The sequence below is a fragment of the Ectopseudomonas alcaliphila genome (genome assembly GCF_900101755.1).
GTDB classification, from domain to species: domain Bacteria; phylum Pseudomonadota; class Gammaproteobacteria; order Pseudomonadales; family Pseudomonadaceae; genus Aquipseudomonas; species Aquipseudomonas alcaliphila.
On the sequence record NZ_FNAE01000013.1, the window covers coordinates 39,320 to 55,200 of the forward strand.

General features: G+C 65.6%; 14 protein-coding genes and 2 riboswitches. Of the genes, 11 read left to right on the forward strand and 3 right to left on the reverse strand.

Features of this window, described 5'->3' with window-relative positions:
- The first annotated feature begins 94 nt into the window (after nt 1-94).
- Nucleotides 95-249, forward strand: a riboswitch (FMN riboswitch).
- A 126-nt stretch (nt 250-375) separates the two neighbouring features.
- The 11 genes from BLR77_RS23885 to BLR77_RS23935 all read left to right on the forward strand — a co-directional run bounded on the left by BLR77_RS23885 (nt 376) and on the right by BLR77_RS23935 (nt 8,190).
- A complete protein-coding gene (locus BLR77_RS23885) occupies nt 376-1,038 on the forward strand; it encodes a riboflavin synthase (RefSeq protein WP_074682485.1) in 663 nt (220 codons plus the stop codon).
- Between the two features lie 12 nt (nt 1,039-1,050).
- Nucleotides 1,051-2,130 carry a bifunctional 3,4-dihydroxy-2-butanone-4-phosphate synthase/GTP cyclohydrolase II gene (gene ribBA / locus BLR77_RS23890; protein ID WP_074682487.1) on the forward strand — a complete coding sequence of 360 codons (1,080 nt, stop codon included), beginning with the start codon at nt 1,051-1,053 and terminating at the stop codon, nt 2,128-2,130.
- A gap of 269 nt (nt 2,131-2,399) precedes the next feature.
- Nucleotides 2,400-2,876 (forward strand): 6,7-dimethyl-8-ribityllumazine synthase, encoded by a 477-nt coding sequence (gene ribH / locus BLR77_RS23895; RefSeq protein ID WP_012019761.1) that lies wholly within the window; start codon nt 2,400-2,402, stop codon nt 2,874-2,876.
- Nucleotides 2,873-3,352 (forward strand): transcription antitermination factor NusB, encoded by a 480-nt coding sequence (gene nusB / locus BLR77_RS23900; RefSeq protein WP_003463208.1) that lies wholly within the window; start codon nt 2,873-2,875, stop codon nt 3,350-3,352. Before ribH ends, nusB begins: the two co-directional genes overlap by 4 nt.
- On the forward strand, nt 3,349-4,302 hold the full coding sequence (gene thiL / locus BLR77_RS23905; protein WP_074682489.1) for a thiamine-phosphate kinase: 954 nt from the start codon (nt 3,349-3,351) through the stop codon (nt 4,300-4,302). The genes nusB and thiL overlap by 4 nt, the downstream gene beginning before the upstream one ends.
- Nucleotides 4,303-4,317: 15 nt before the next feature.
- Entirely contained in the window at nt 4,318-4,845 is a 528-nt protein-coding gene (locus BLR77_RS23910; protein WP_074682491.1) for a phosphatidylglycerophosphatase A family protein, read from the forward strand.
- Between the two features lie 9 nt (nt 4,846-4,854).
- Nucleotides 4,855-5,589: a substrate-binding periplasmic protein gene (locus tag BLR77_RS23915; protein WP_074682493.1), complete on the forward strand. Its 735-nt coding sequence runs from the start codon at nt 4,855-4,857 to the stop codon at nt 5,587-5,589.
- A gap of 18 nt (nt 5,590-5,607) precedes the next feature.
- The gene (locus BLR77_RS23920) at nt 5,608-6,252 is read left to right on the forward strand and encodes a retropepsin-like aspartic protease family protein (protein WP_074682495.1); all 645 of its coding nucleotides are present in this window, start codon (nt 5,608-5,610) and stop codon (nt 6,250-6,252) included.
- A gap of 111 nt (nt 6,253-6,363) precedes the next feature.
- Nucleotides 6,364-6,984 (forward strand): GTP cyclohydrolase II, encoded by a 621-nt coding sequence (gene ribA / locus BLR77_RS23925; RefSeq protein WP_017675575.1) that lies wholly within the window; start codon nt 6,364-6,366, stop codon nt 6,982-6,984.
- On the forward strand, nt 6,981-7,394 hold the full coding sequence (locus BLR77_RS23930; RefSeq protein WP_074682497.1) for an MFS transporter: 414 nt from the start codon (nt 6,981-6,983) through the stop codon (nt 7,392-7,394). Before ribA ends, BLR77_RS23930 begins: the two co-directional genes overlap by 4 nt.
- Nucleotide 7,395: 1 nt before the next feature.
- Nucleotides 7,396-8,190 (forward strand): cobalamin-binding protein, encoded by a 795-nt coding sequence (locus BLR77_RS23935; protein ID WP_074682499.1) that lies wholly within the window; start codon nt 7,396-7,398, stop codon nt 8,188-8,190.
- 194 nt (nt 8,191-8,384) lie between these two features.
- On the opposite strand, the gene BLR77_RS23940 is transcribed toward BLR77_RS23935, so the two are convergent.
- From BLR77_RS23940 to BLR77_RS23950, 3 genes are all read right to left on the reverse strand, one after another.
- A complete protein-coding gene (locus tag BLR77_RS23940) occupies nt 8,385-10,238 on the reverse strand; it encodes a TonB-dependent receptor domain-containing protein (protein WP_074682500.1) in 1,854 nt (617 codons plus the stop codon).
- Between the two features lie 88 nt (nt 10,239-10,326).
- Nucleotides 10,327-10,529, reverse strand: a riboswitch (cobalamin riboswitch).
- Nucleotides 10,530-10,601: 72 nt separating this feature from the next.
- Entirely contained in the window at nt 10,602-12,497 is a 1,896-nt protein-coding gene (gene dxs / locus BLR77_RS23945; RefSeq protein ID WP_074682502.1) for a 1-deoxy-D-xylulose-5-phosphate synthase, read from the reverse strand.
- A 104-nt stretch (nt 12,498-12,601) separates the two neighbouring features.
- The gene (locus BLR77_RS23950; protein WP_074682504.1) at nt 12,602-15,874 is read right to left on the reverse strand and encodes a carboxyl transferase domain-containing protein; all 3,273 of its coding nucleotides are present in this window, start codon (nt 15,872-15,874) and stop codon (nt 12,602-12,604) included.
- Nucleotides 15,875-15,881: the final 7 nt, after the last annotated feature.

Sequence of the window (15,881 nt, forward strand, 5' to 3'; positions counted from 1 at the left end):
CGGCGGTTGACCCTGCTGCGCGCAGGGCACCCTGCGACCCATGCGCCGCGATGATAAATATGGTAAAACGCCACGCGGCCATTTCATGTGGCTGCAACGTTCTCAGGGCGGGGTGAGATTCCCCACCGGCGGTAATGGTTCGTAGAACCTAGCCCGCGAGCGCTCGCCACGGCACCTGCCGCGCGAGGTCCAGCAGACCCGGTGCGATTCCGGGGCCGACGGTATAGTCCGGATAAAGAGAGAGCGGGATTCCCTCCACGGGCGCTTCTTGCGTGTCCGCGAAATCCCTATCGATCGGCATTGCCCTGTTTTTGACCAAAACAGGAGTTCGTCCATGCTGTTCAGTACCATCTTCAATGTGAAACCGGAGGGCGTATGTTCACCGGCATAATCGAAGCCATCGGCAGTATCCGCGCCATGACGCCGAAAGGCGGCGACGTGCGTGTCTACGTGGCCACCGGCAAGCTCGATCTGGGTGACGTCAAGCTCGGCGACAGCATCGCCGTCAACGGCGTGTGCCTGACCGCAGTGGAATTGCCCGGCGACGGCTTCTGGGCCGATGTCAGCCGCGAAACGCTGGCACGTACCGCCTTTGTCGACCTCAAACCCGGCAGCGCGGTGAACCTGGAAAAGGCCCTGACGCCGACCAGCCGCCTCGGCGGGCACCTGGTCAGCGGCCACGTCGACGGCGTCGGCGAGATCGTCTCGCGTGCCGATAACGCCCGCGCCGTGCAGTTCACGGTGCGCGCGCCGCGAGAATTGGCCAAGTACATCGCGCACAAGGGTTCGATCACCGTCGACGGCACCAGCCTGACCGTCAACGCGGTCGATGGCGCCGAGTTCGAACTGACCATCGTGCCGCACACCCTGGCCGAGACCATCATGGTCGACTACCAGGCCGGGCGTAAGGTCAACCTCGAGGTCGACCTGCTGGCGCGTTATCTGGAGCGGCTGCTGCTCGGCGACAAGGCCGCCGAGCCCAAGGCCTCGGGCCTGACCGAAAGCTTTCTCGCCGAACACGGCTACCTGAAGAATTGAGGAGACGCCCCGATGGCGCTCAATACCGCTGAAGAACTGATCGAAGACATCCGCGCCGGCAAGATGGTCATCCTCATGGATGACGAGGACCGCGAGAACGAAGGCGACATCATCATCGCCTCCGAATGCGTCACCGCCGAGCACATCAACTTCATGGCCCGCTTCGCCCGTGGCCTGATCTGCATGCCGATGACCCGTGAGCGCTGCGAGCTGCTCAAGCTGCCGCTGATGGCGCCGCGCAACGGCTCCGGTTTCGGCACCAAGTTCACCGTCTCCATCGAGGCTGCCGAGGGCGTGACCACTGGCATCTCCGCTGCCGACCGTGCGCGTACCGTGCAGGCTGCGGTGGCGCGCAATGCGGTGGCCGACGATATCGTCAGCCCTGGGCATATCTTCCCGTTGATGGCCCAGCCGGGCGGCGTGCTGGCGCGTGCCGGCCATACCGAGGCGGCCTGCGACCTGGCGCGCATGGGCGGTTTCGAGCCGAGCGGGGTGATCTGCGAGATCATGAACGACGACGGCACCATGGCCCGTCGCCCGGAGCTGGAGGCCTTCGCTGAAGAGCATGGCCTGAAGATCGGCACCATTGCCGACCTGATCCACTACCGCCTGATCCACGAGCGCACCGTCGAGCGCATCAGCGAGCAGCCACTGGACACCGAACTGGGCCAGTTCAACCTGGTGACCTACCGCGATGGCGTCGAGGACACCGCGCACATGGCACTGACCCTGGGCAATATCTGCGCCGAGGAGCCGACCCTGGTGCGCGTGCACAACATGGACCCGCTGCGCGACCTGTTCATGGTCAACCAGCCGGGGCGCTGGAGCATGCGTGCGGCGATGGCGGAAGTGGCCAAGGCCGGCAGCGGCGTGGTGCTGCTGCTGGGCAATCCGCTGACCGGGCCGGAGTTGCTGGCGCTGATCAGCCGTCAGCAGCCAGCCAATCCGGCGACCTACAGCACGGTGGGCGCTGGCTCGCAGATTCTGCGCGACCTCGGCGTGCGCAAGATGCGTCTGATGAGCTCGCCGATGAAGTTCAACGCGATATCCGGCTTCGACCTCGAGGTTGTAGAATACCTGCCGGCTGATTAACAGGCGGCTCGAAGAGCCGCATCTGATGACCCTCTCCCGCTTGCGGGAGAGGGTGCCCGCAGGGCGGGAGAGGGTGTTGTGGTCAACGCCTAACCCTCTCCCCAGCCCCTCTCCCACACGTGGGAGAGGGGAGCTAAAGCACGTAGCCCGGATGAAATCCGGGAGGATCGGCACACTGGCCCCGGATTGCATCCGAGCTACGCTGACAAACGAATTTTATTTTCGGGGCGCACCGACGCCCCGGCTCTTTAACCCATGTGAGACCCGTCATGACCCTGAAGACCATCGAAGGTACCTTCATCGCCCCGAAGGGCAAATACGCCCTGGTGGTAGGCCGTTTCAACAGTTTCGTCGTCGAGAGCCTGGTCAGCGGCGCCATCGACGCCCTGGTACGCCACGGCGTGAGCGAAAGCGACATCACCATCATCCGCGCCCCGGGCGCCTTCGAGATTCCGCTGGTCACCCAGAAGGTCGCCCAGCGTGGCGAATACGCGGCGATCATCGCCCTCGGCGCGGTCATCCGTGGCGGCACCCCGCATTTCGAATACGTGGCTGGCGAGTGCACCAAGGGCCTGGCTCAGGTTTCCATGGAATACGGCGTACCGGTTGCCTTCGGCGTACTGACCGTCGACTCCATCGAACAAGCCATCGAACGTTCCGGCACCAAGGCGGGTAACAAGGGTGCCGAAGCTGCGCTGTCTGCCCTGGAAATGGTCAGCCTGCTGGCGCAGTTGGAGGCCAAGTGAGCAACTCCGGTAACGGCCAGCCGGCCAAGAAGGGCCCCAGCGGCAAGATTCTCGCGCGCCGCGAGGCCCGTACCCTGGCCATGCAGGCCCTGTACTCCTGGCATATTGCCGGGCAGCCGCTGAACGAGATCGAAGCGCAGTTCCGCGTCGACAACGATTTCAGCAAGGTCGACGGTGCCTACTTCCACGAGATCCTGCACGGCGTGCCGCGGCAGAAGACCGAGCTGGACGAGGCCTTCACGCCCCTGCTCGATCGCCCGCTGGAAGAGATCGATCCGGTCGAGCTGGCCATTCTGCGCCTGTCCACCTACGAGCTGAAGAACCGCGTCGACGTCCCCTACAAGGTGGTGATCAACGAAGGTATCGAGCTGGCCAAGGTGTTCGGTGCCACTGACGGTCACAAGTTCGTCAACGGCATTCTCGACAAACTCGCGCCCAAGCTGCGTGCCGCCGAAGTCAACGCCAACAAACGGTGAATGAGTTCGAGCTGATCCGCCGTTACTTCGCCACCGCCCCCTGCGCGCAGGGCGGCGACGGCGTGGTTCGCGGTATTGGTGATGACTGCGCACTGCTGGCGGTGCCCGCCGGCGAGCAACTGGCGGTTTCCACCGACACGCTGGTCGCCGGGGTGCATTTCCCCGACGCCTGCGATGCCTTTCTCCTCGGTCAACGCGCGTTGGCCGTCTCCGCCAGTGATCTGGCCGCCATGGGCGCTACGCCGCTGGCCTTTACCCTCGCGATGACCCTGCCTAGTGCCAGTGAAGCCTGGCTGGCCGAGTTCGCTCGCGGCTTGCAGGCGATGGCGCAGAGCTGTTCGCTGGCGCTGGTCGGCGGCGATACCACGCGCGGTCCGCTGAGCCTGACGCTGACCGTGTTCGGCCGGGTGCCGAGCGGGCAGGCGCTGCTGCGCAGCGGCGCGCAGGTGGGCGATCTGCTCTGCGTCGGCGGCGAACTGGGCGATGCCGCGGGCGCGCTGCCGCTGGTGCTGGGGCAGCGCGAAGCAGCGGCGGACATCAGCGAGGCGCTGCTGGCGCGCTACTGGTCGCCGCAGCCGCAGCTGGCGCTGGGGCAGGCCTTGCGTGGGCAGGCTACGGCGGCGCTGGATATTTCCGACGGGCTGCTGGCCGATTGCGGGCATATCGCCAAGGCTTCACAGGTCGCTCTTAAGATCGAGCTGGAGCACGTGCCGCTGTCTGCAGCGCTGCGCGCCTTTGCCGGTGATGAGCAGGCACGGATCTGCGCGCTGGGCGGTGGCGACGACTACCGCCTGGCCTTTACCCTACCGCCAGCCTTGCTCGCCGGCTTGCAGGTCGATTGGCCCGAAATCCGGGTTATCGGCCGTGTGCTGGCCGGCTCTGGGGTACAGTTGCTGGATGCTGCTGGCCAGTCCATCGATCCGCCGCGTGGCGGCTACCAACATTTCTGACAGGACGGAGTGCGTGTGACCGATCACCCCAACCAGGTTCCCGCCGAATACGTACCGCCCTCGGTATGGCGTAACCCCTGGCATTTCATCGCCTTCGGTTTCGGCTCCGGCACCTTACCCAAGGCGCCAGGCACCTGGGGTTCGCTGGTGGCGCTGCCATTCGTGCCGCTGTGGCAGATGCTGCCGGACTGGGGCTATTGGCTGATGCTCGGCGTGACCATGCTGTTCGGCTTCTGGCTGTGCGGCAAGGTCGCCGACGACCTGCGTGTGCATGATCACGAAGGCATCGTCTGGGACGAAATGGTCGGCATGTGGATCACGCTGTGGCTGGTGCCCGAGGGCTGGGTCTGGTTGCTGCTAGGCTTTCTCATGTTTCGCCTGTTCGACATCGTCAAACCCTGGCCGATTCGCTGGATTGATCGTCATGTGCATGGCGGTGTCGGCATCATGCTCGATGATGTCATCGCCGGGGTCTTTGCCTGGTTGGCCATGCAGGGGCTGGTTTGGGGCTGGGACAACTATGGAGCCGGGCTGGGTTTCTAAGGGGTGGGCATGCGCATGAGGCAAGTCTGGCTGGGTGTGCTGCTGATGCTTTGTGCCTTGTCTGGTGTCCAGGCTCAGGGCGAGCAGCCAGATGAGATACGCCTGGCCAGCGAGGTGTGGGATGCCTACACCGAGGCTGACGGTACAGGCCTGGGCTGGGACATCATGCGCACGATCTTCGAACCCGCAGGCGTCCGTCTGAGCATCCACAGTGTGCCTTACACCCGCTCCGTCGGGCTGGTGCGGCGTGGCGAGGCCGATGCCTGGGTCGGCTCCTATCGAGACGAGGTCGAGGGGCAGGTGTTCTACCCCAAGCATCACTATGATCGTGATCAGATCGTCGCACTTGGCCTCAAGGAAAAACCGGTACCGACCCTCGACAGTCTGGGCACGTTCCGGCTGGTCTGGGTGCGAGGTTATGGTTACGAGGAATATCTGCCGAATGTGCACGACTACCGGGAAGTGCAGCGGCGCGGCGGTATCCTCGGCATGCTGGACCTGGGGCACGCGGATTTCTATATCGATGCCCGTCCCGAGGTCGACTACCTACTGGGCCAGGCGGCCAAGCCGCAGCAATACCGGGTGACGAATCTGACGCAGTTGCCGCTCTATCTCGGTTTTGCCGATACGCCACGCGGGCATGTCCTGGCCGAGCTCTTCGATCGGCGCATGACGCAGCTGATCGCCAGCGGCGACCTGCGGCCGATCTTCGCTCGCTGGCAGCAGCCCTATCCCTTCGACTGAGCCGGGAGGCCTTCATTCATGCAGCTTCGTCACTGTCTCGCCGCATTAGCGCTGTTGTGTGCGAGTTCTTCCTGGGCGGCCTCTCAGGTTCAGGTGGTCGGTCTTTTTCCCGGTGCGGCGGTGATCAATGTCGATGGCCAGCGCAAGCTGGTACGGGTCGGCCAGACCGGGCCGGGCGGGGTGGAGGTGGTCAGCGTCGACAAGCAGGGCGCGGTGCTGCGCGTCGATGGCGTCGAGCGCGCCTACCCACTGAGTCGTGAATACAGTGCCGGTTTCGCCGAGCCGGTCAGGAAGCGCTTGAGCATCGCCAAGGGCATCGGCGGCCATTACTGGGTGGCCGGTTCGGTCAACGGTCAGACGGTGCAGTTTCTGGTGGACACCGGCGCCACCTCGGTGGCGCTCAACGACGCCCATGCCCGGCGCCTGGGTATCGATTATCGAGTCAGTGGCCGGCCTCTGCAGGTCAACACCGCCAGCGGCGTCGCCCGTGGTTGGCGTGTGATGCTCGACCGGGTCAAGGTTGGCGATCTCGAGGTGCTCGGCGTCGAGGCGGTGGTGTTAGAGGGAAATGCACCGCACGAAGCCCTGCTGGGCATGAGCTTCCTCGGTCGGGTTGGCTGGCGCGAGGAGCAGGGGATGTTGGTGCTCGAGTCCAAGCTCTGAGACTGCCATTGACCGTTTCGATACTGATGATCGGCAATTCTGACTGACCCGCCAGCGGGGCCTGCTGATACAATGCCGGCCCTGTTTCGTACTCATTGCTAGGAGTATCCGGTGTCCGTCGTGTTCGTCGCCGCCTCCCAATTGCCCACGCCCTTCGGTGTGTTCACCATGCACGGTTTCCTCGATGAGGCCACCGGCAAGGAACATGTCGCCCTGACCTTTGGCAACGTCGCCGACGGTGCACCGGTGCTCGGGCGCCTGCATTCCGAATGCCTGACCGGTGACGCCCTGTTCAGCCTGCGTTGCGACTGCGGTGCGCAGCTGCAGGCGGCGCTGCAGGCCATCGCCAACGAAGGTCGCGGCGTGCTGCTGTATCTGCGTCAGGAGGGCCGTGGCATTGGTCTGCTGAACAAGATCCGCGCCTATGAACTGCAGGATGGCGGTGCCGATACGGTAGAGGCCAACGAACGCCTGGGTTTCGGCGCCGACCAGCGTGATTACGCCATCTGCCTGCCGATGCTCGAGCACCTGGGCATCGACAGCCTCAAGCTGATGACCAATAACCCGCGCAAGGTCAAGGCGCTGGGCGACATGGGCATCGCGGTGGATCATCGTGTGCCGCTGCAGATTGCGCACAACCCCTACAACAAACGCTACCTCGCCACCAAGGCCGGCAAGCTCGGCCACATGCTGGGCAACCAGCATCAGGGCGAGACCGAGGAAAGCCTGTGACCCGAGGTCAGGTGAAGCGCCGCCTGGCGCTGGCCTGGTGGCGTCAGCTGGGTGTGGCGCTGGCGCCGTTGTTTATGTTCAACCTGCTGTTCGGCGGTGGCAGCACCACGGTGCTGACCATGCCGCTGTTCATCGCCGGCCTGGCGTCGATGTTCGTCAGCCTGCCGTTGTTCTCCGCCTACAAGCGCGCCCTGATCGCCACCGAGAAAGCGCTCGACAGCGACGACGAACCCGCCGCCTGGCTGGAGCTGGATCGGGTACGCCTGCGCGCATTGCTCGGCGCCGCCTTGCCTGCCTGGATCGCCGCGCTGGCGGTGCTCGCCGGCCTCGAGGCGATCCCGCTGGTATTGCTGGCTCTGTCGTCCATCGTGCTGTACGGCCTTTACCGCATTCCCCGCCAACTCGGCTGACATGCGCGCGCTACTGCTGGCCCTGTGTCTGCTGGCGCTGCCATTGGCAGCCGCGCCACGGGTGGTCAGTCTGGCGCCCTCGCTCAGCGAAATCATGCTCGACCTGGATGCCGCCGACCTGCTGGTCGCTGTGCTCGCCGGCGACGAGCGCCCCGCCGCGCTGGTGCACCTCCCCACTGTCGGCCGCTATGGCCAGCTGGAATTCGAACGTCTGTTGCAGCTGGCGCCCGATCTGATTCTCATCGCGCCTGGCAGCGTGCCGCCCGCGCAACAGGCGCAGTTGCGGGGGTTAGGTATCGATCTGCTGATCGTCGAGCCGCGGCGCCTCGACCAACTCGGTGATGCGTTCGAACGCATTGGCAAGCGAATTGGCCGGCCGGAGCGGGGCGAGCAGCTGGCGTCTGAGTTTCGGGCTGCGCTGGATGTGCTGCGCCAGCGCTACCGGCGTGAGCAGCCTCTGTCGGTGTTCTATCAGATCTGGAATCAGCCGCTTTACACCATCGGTGGCGAACAACTGATCGGCGATGCATTGGCCGTGTGTGGCGGGCGTAATCTGTTCGCCGACCTGCCGCAGCCTGCACCGCAGGTCAGCGTGGAGGCGGTACTGGCGCGAAACCCGGAGGTGATACTCGGTGGCAGCAATGCCGAACTGAGCGCCTGGCAGGCCTGGCCGCAACTGCATGCGGTGCGCCACGACCAGGTCTGGGCCGTGCCGGACAAGGGCCTGGAACGGCCCAGCCGGCAGATGCTGGGGGCTATCGAACAGCTGTGCGAGCTGATGGCAGGGGCGCGTTAGCGTTACGTGGGTTGCACATGGTCGCGTAGGGTGGGTTAGCCGCCTGTCACGGGGTTTGACAGAACGCTGTGCCTGCTGCGGCGTAACCCACCATCGGCGCAACAGGATCCATCGCCTGGCGGGTGACGCGGCGCACGGCCTTTATCTGTGTATGCAAAGTCGGTGTTCGGCGCCGCTAAACCACCCTACGAACATCAGAGTTGTGGCGTCCAGGTCACGGCCAGCAGCGCGGTGCGGCCGGCATCGCGATAGGGCTGTGGTTCGCCAACGAAGTCCAAGGGAGTGGTCGGGCGCAGGTAGTTACCCAGCGTGTAGCCACGATCTAGCGCGTTATCCAGCTTAAGATCCCAGCGCAGCTCAGGCGTGCTCTGCCAACTGGTGCGCAAGTCGAGCACACCATAGCCGGAGAGTTGACGATTGTTGGCTGGGTCGTCGTAGCGCTGGCTCACCGCGCGCCAGGAGCCGCCGACGGCAAAGGTGCCGAACTGGCGATCGAGATCCAGACTCAGGATGCGGCGCGCGCGGTAGGGCAGGGTGTGACCGCTGTTGCGGTCGCGCGGATCGATCAGGCTCAGACCGAGGTTGGCTTGCCAGCCCATTAGATTGCGGGCAACGCTGGCTTCGAAGCCATTGATGCGCGCTTTGGCAATATTCTCCGGCTGATTGGCGCTGCTGTCCCAGGCGATCATGTCGTCGATATCGGTGCGATACAGCGAAGCGTCCAGGTGCGTGCCGGAAAAGTCTGCACGCCATTGCAGCTCGTAGGTTTTCGAGGTCTCGGCTTGCAGATTCGGGTTGCCGGCGCCGGGGTAGTAAAGGTCGCTAAAGGTCGGTGCGCGGAAACCTTCACCGTAGCTGGCGATCCAGCTCTGGTTGTCGCCCATGGGCAGACTGAGGGCGGCATTCCAGCTGTTCTGGTTACCGTAGATCTGGTTGTCGTCGTGGCGCAGACCCAGCTCGGTGCCGAAGCGCTCGGTTTTGAAGCTGTGTTGGGCGAAGAGGGCATGGTTGTCGCGTTTGTTCTCGGCAAATGCCGTGCTGCCATCAACCCGATCCTCGTACCAGTCGGCGCCGAGGGTGAGCTGGTTGGCGGCGTTCAATTGCAGGCGATTGATCCAGCTTGCGGAATGGCGAGTGGTTTCCAGGGTGCCATTGTTCCAGCTGTCCGCGGCGCCCAGAGCCTTGTTGCGATCAAAGCTGTGGCCCAGCTCGATGCGGCTGTGCCAGCTGTCGGTGAGCTGGCCCTCTACATAGCCGCTGTAGCTGCTCAGGCGAAACTCATCGTGCGGCTGTCCGGGGACGAAATTGTAGGCGTCGTCATATTCACTGTCGCCGCGTTGGTCGTTCAGATTGAGACCAGCTACCCAGCCGTCGTTGAAACGATGATCCAGATTCAGATGTACGGCCTTGTTGCGCAGGCCATCGTGGTCGCTGTCGGCACCGACGTTGTCGCTGGTGCGATCCCAGCCGTTGCTTTCGTCAAGGCTGCCGCCGAGATTGAAGGTGGTCCGGTCATCGCCACCAGCCAGCGACAAGCTGCGCTGGAAGGTTTGATGGCTGCCGGCTGCGAGTCGCACTTGCGGATGCAGGCCAGCCTCGCCGCGGCGGGTGAATATCTGGATCACACCGCCAATCGCGTCAGCGCCATACAGTGATGAGCGCGGCCCGCGCGTCACTTCCAGGCGTTCGACGTTGTCGATGCTCAGGTACTCCAGACGGGCTATGCCACTGCTGGCCGAGGCGACACGTTGGCCGTCGATCAGCACCAGAGTCTGCGCGGTGCCGGTGCCGCGCACGGAGTAGGAAATCACTCCGCCGGAGCTGCCGATCTGCACGCCGGGCACGCGGCTGAGCAGTTGAGGTACGCTGCGTACCTGCAAACGCTCGATATCCGCCCGCTCGAACACCGTGGTGGCAGCAGTGGCCTGGCGCAGCGGCTCGGCCTGGCGCCCGGAGGTGATCACCAGCGGCTCGGCGGTATAGGGTTCGGCAGCCAGGGCGAAGCTGGGCAGAACGGCTAGGGCCAGAGCCAGACGGGACAGTTTCATTGCTGTGATTCCTCAAAGGTCGGCAGACATTCGAGGAGGGCAGGGGCAAGCGCGCAGGGCAGCGCTTGACGGTGCGGCCCTCCGCAACACCAGTCGCACCGCCGGGGCCGGTCTCCGGGCTCACGACCCCGGTCCGCCTTCCCGGGAATACCCAGTGGCCGTGGACAAGGTGCAGGCTGAGGCCTGCCGTCGATTACCGTTGCGGGGGCAGCGTCGGGATTGCTCGTGACGAGCGCACCGACTTCCCGTTTCACGCCGCGTTAGCAGCGCACCCTGGCGGAACATGAATGGCGCGCACCTTAGTGCGCGCGAGTATGAATGACAAGCAAGGCCCGCTCATTCGGCGATGAGCGGAGCTCATGCTCAAGCCTGGAGCTGGTCGAGGCGTTCGCGCACCGCGCGTTCGATACCGGCTTCGTCGAGGCCGCATTCGGCGAGCATCTGGCTGGGCTTGGCGTGCTCGACGTAATAGTCCGGCAGGCCGAGATGCAGCATCGGCACTTGGCGGTTCTCGGCGGCGAAGAATTCGCTGACCGCGCTGCCGGCACCGCCCATGATGCTGTTTTCCTCGATGGTCACCAGCAGTTCATGGTTGCCTGCCAGTTCGCGCAGCAGGGCTTCGTCCAGCGGTTTGACGAAGCGCATGTCGACCACGGTGGCGTCCAGCGTCTCGCCCACGCGCAGGGCTTCGGCCAGTTGCACGCCGAAGGCCAGCAGCGCGACGCCCCTGCCCTGGCGACGCACCACGGCCTTGCCGATCTGTAGCGGCTCGAGGTCGGCGTCGAGCGCTGCGTTGGGGCCGCTGCCACGTGGGTAGCGCACCGCTGCCGGGCCGTCGAACAGGTGGCCGGTGGTAAGCATGCGGCGCAGCTCGTTCTCATCGCTCGGAGTCATCACCAGCATGCCGGGGATGCAGCGCAGGTAGGACAGGTCGAAGCTGCCGGCGTGGGTCGGGCCATCCTCGCCGACCAGGCCGGCGCGGTCGATGGCGAACAGCACGTCGAGGTGCTGCACGGCCACGTCGTGGATCAACTGGTCATAGGCGCGCTGGAGGAAGGTGGAATAGATCGCCACCACCGGCTTGGCGCCTTCGCAGGCCATGCCGGCGGCCAGGGTCACGGCGTGCTGCTCGGCAATCGCCACGTCGAAGTAGCGCTCGGGGAAGCGCTCGGCGAAGGCCACCAGGTCGGAGCCTTCCTTCATCGCCGGGGTGATGCCGACCAGACGGCTATCGGCCGCAGCCATGTCGCACAGCCACTGGCCGAACACGTTGGAGTACTTGGGGCCAGCCGGCTTTTTGGGAACCGCGCTGGGGGTGACGGGTTCGAGCTTGGTGATGGCGTGGTAGCCGATGGGGTCGACCTCGGCCGGGGCGAAGCCCTTGCCCTTCTTGGTCACCACATGGAGGAACTGCGGGCCGTCCAGGTCACGCATATTGCGCAGCGTGGCGAGCAGCGTGGGCAGGTCGTGACCGTCGATGGGGCCGACGTAGTTCCAGCCCAGCTCCTCGAACAGGGTGCCGGGCACCAGCATGCCCTTGGCGTGTTCCTCGACCTTGCGCGCGATTTCCCAGGCGCCAGGCAGGCGCGAGAGGATCTTCTTGCTGCCCTCGCGCATGCTGGCGTAGGTGCGGCTGGAGATGATCTTGGCCAGGTAGTTGGACAGGCCGCCGACATTCTTGGAGATCGACATGTCGTTGTCGTTGAGGATCACCAGCATGTTGGCGCCGACGTCGGTGGCGTGGTTCAGCGCCTCGAAGGCCATGCCGGCGGTCAGTGCGCCGTCGCCGATCACCGCCACGCTCTTGCGCTTCTCGCCCTTCAGGCGGGCGGCGATGGCCATGCCCAGGGCGGCGCTGATACTGGTGCTGGAGTGACCGACGCCGAAGGTGTCGTACTCGCTCTCGCTGCGGCGCGGGAAGGCGGCCAGGCCATCCTTCTGGCGCAGGCTGCCCATGCGCTCGCGACGGCCGGTGAGGATCTTGTGTGGGTAGGCCTGGTGGCCGACGTCCCATACCAGACGGTCATCGGGGGTATCGAAGACGTAGTGCAGGGCGATGGTCAGTTCGATCACGCCGAGGCCGGCACCGAAGTGCCCGCCACTCTGGCCAACGCTGTAGAGCAGGTACTGGCGCAGCTCGTCGGCGAGGGTTTCCAGGTCCGCTTCGGCCAGGCGACGCAGTTCGTCCGGCGTGTTGGCGCTGTCCAGCAGCGGCGTCAGCGGGCGCTCGCGGGGGATCTCGTGGAAGGTGGTCGGCATCAGGCGAATCGTTATAGGTGTAAAAAGATGCGGCAGTTTACCCGAAAAAGGTGGCCGCAAGCTTCACGCCCCGTGCGACAAGCCAGCGCCCTCGCACAGGGTCTCTACCAGGTATCGACGAACGGCCGCTTGCGCCCCTCACCACGTACCGGTCGCGGTATGGCCGCCAGCCCGCGCAGCAGCCAGGTGCGGCTGTCGGCCGGGTCGATCACGGCGTCGATTTCAAGATAGCTGGCCATGTTCAGCGCCTTGCCGTTCTCGTACGCCTTGGCCACCAGCTTGTCGAACAGCGCCTGGCGCGGGGTGTCGTCCGGTTGGGCTGCCAGCTCCTTGGCGAAGCCCAGGCGCACCGCACCTTCCAGGCCCATGGCGCCGAATTCGCCAGTGGGCCAGGCGGCGGTGAACAGCGGTGAATGGAAGCTGCCGGCGGCCATGGCCTGGGCGCCAAGGCCATAGCCCTTGCGCAGCACCAGGGTGAAGAAGGGCACCGTGAGGCTGGCCGCGGTGACGAACAGGCGCGAGACGTGGCGCACCGTGGCCTGTTTCTCCGCCTCCGGGCCGACCATGAAGCCGGGGGTGTCGCACAGCGAGACGATGGGCAGATCATGCGCTTCGCACAGCTGCAAAAAGCGCGCGGCCTTGTCGCCGGCAACGGCATCGATGGCACCGCCCAGGTGTGCGGGGTTGTTGGCGATCAGGCCGAACGGCTTGCCCTCGATGCGGATCAGCGCGGTGATCAGGCCGGGAGCGAACTGGCGGCGCAGTTCCAGCACGCTGGCGTGATCGGCCAGCAGCTCGATGACCTGGCGCATGTCGTACACGCGCAGGCGGTTTTCCGGGATCACCTGGCGCAGCTCGCGGGCATCGCTGCACTGCCAGTCGCTGACCGGGCCCTGGAAATAGCCCAGGTACTGCTTGGCCACGGCGACTGCTGCGGCTTCGTCCTCAACCAGCACGTCGATCACCCCGTTGGGGCCCTGCACGCTGGTCGGGCCGACCTGTTCGGGGGTGAAACTGCCCAGGCCGCCGCCTTCGATCATCGCCGGGCCGGCCATGCCGATGCTGGCGTTACGGGTGGCGATGATCACATCGCAGCAGCCGAGCAGCGCGGCGTTGCCGGCGAAGCAGCGGCCGGACACCACGCCCACCGTCGGCACCAGGCCGGAGAGCTTGGCCATGGCGACGAAGGTGTGGCAGTCCAGCCCGGCCACACCAACGAAATCGGTATCGCCCGGCCGCCCGCCGCCGCCTTCGGCGAACAGCACCACGGGCAGACGCCACTGTTCGGCCAGGGCCAGCATGCGGTCGGTCTTCTTGTGGTTCATCACGCCCTGGGTGCCGGCGAATACCGTGTAGTCGTAGGCGATGGCCATGCAGCGCGCGGCCTCGCTGCCAAAGTGCTCTGCGTTCACCGTGCCGATACCGGCGACCAGGCCGTCGGCCGGGCTCAGCTCCAGCAGTTCCTCGGGCGAGCGTCGACGGCGCTGGGCCGCCAGGGCCATGGCGCCGTATTCGATAAAGCTGCCTTCATCGAGCAGGTCCGCGAGGTTCTCCCGGACAGTGCGTTGGCCGGTCTTGCGCCGCTTGGCTACGGCTTCGGGGCGGCGAGCGTCGGTCAGGCGGGCATGGCGTTCCAACACTTCAGCCAGATCGGCGCGGATATGCGTCAGGTCGACCGCCTGCTCGCCGTGGGCGTCGATGCCGTCCACCTCCGCCGGCTCCAGGAACAGCAGTGCCTGGCCTTCGCCGAGGGTGTCGCCCGGTGCCACGGCCAGCGCACGGACGATGCCGCTGTGCTCGGCCTTGATCTCGAACTCCATTTTCATCGCTTCCAGCACAGCGATGGGCTGGCCGGCGGCTACGGCATCGCCCTCGGCCACCGTCAGGCTGACCAGCACGCCGGCGCTGGGCGCGTTCAGCGCCAGGGTGCCGGGCGGGGCGTCGATGCTGGATTTGGTGCTTTGCACAGATGCGTCGGCGGCGAAGTAACGATGCGGATGCGCCTGCTCGCGCGCCGCCAGCAGTTCGTTCAGGTGACGCTCGACGTAGGTGGTGTCGACCCGACTGGCGATCACCTCGTCGCGCTGCAGCAGGTTCTGCAGCAGGTGCAGGTTGCTCGCCACGCCTTCGAGGCGAAACTCGCACAGCGCCCGGTAAGCGCGGCGCAGGGCGCTGGAGTAATCGCTGGCGCTGGCGATGAGTTTGGCGATCAGCGAGTCATAGGCCGGGCTCACGGCGTAGCCGGCATAGCCGCAGCCGTCGACGCGCAGACCTGGACCGGAGGGCGGTTGGTAGGCGCCGAGCACGCCAGCGGCCGGACGCGCCGTACCGTCGGCGAGCAGGGTTTCCAGATTCAGGCGCAGCTGCACGGCATAGCCTTTTGCGGGCGGCGGAGTGAGCAGGCCCAGCTCGTGCAGACTCTTGCCTGCGGCCAGGTGCAATTGCGCATGCAGCAGATCGACGCCGGTGATCTGCTCGGTGACGGTGTGCTCCACCTGTACGCGCGGGTTGGCTTCCATGAAGTAGAAGCGCCCCGGCTGGTCGAGGTCGATAAGGAATTCGAAGGTGCCGATGCCGTGGTAGCGCACCTCGGCCGCCAGGCGCAGGGCGCTGGCGATGATCGCGTCACGGGTGACGGCGTCCAGATCGGGGCTGGGGGCGATCTCCACCAGTTTCTGGTGACGGCGCTGCAGGCTGCAGTCGCGCTCCCATAGGTGACTGACCGCGCCGCTGCCGTCGCCGAGCACTTGCACTTCGATATGCCGGGCGCGGATGACGCGCTTCTCCACGTACAGCGCGCCACTGCCGAAGGCACCCTGAGCCTCGGAGGCGCAGCGGGCGAAGGCTTCGGCCAGTTGCGTCTGATCGTCGACCGCGCGCATGCCGCGCCCGCCGCCGCCGGCCAGGGCCTTGAGCATTACGCTGCCGTGCTCGGCGAGGAAGGCGCCAGCTTGTTCCAGTGTCACCGCCTGGTTGATGCCGGGCACCAGGGGGACGTCGCAGCGTTCGGCGAGATCACGGGCGGCGGCCTTGTCGCCGAACAGGCGCAGCGTTTCTGGCGAGGGGCCGATGAAAGTCAGCCCGGCTGCCTGGCAGCGGCGGGCGAACTCGGCGTTCTCGGCGAGAAAACCGTAGCCGGGATGGATGGCGCTGCAGCCCTGCTCGCGGGCGATGGCGATCAACTGCTCCATGTCCAGATACGCGGCGACGCCGCGCCCGGCGAGCGGCACCGCCAGATCCACCTTGCGTGTGTGCAGGCAGGCACCGTCATCTTCGGCATACACCGCGACACTGCGGATGCCGAGATCGGCGCAGGCCTGAGCGATGCGGATGGCGATCTCGCCGCGGTTGGCGATCAGCAGGGCGGGGAAGGGCATGGTGGCT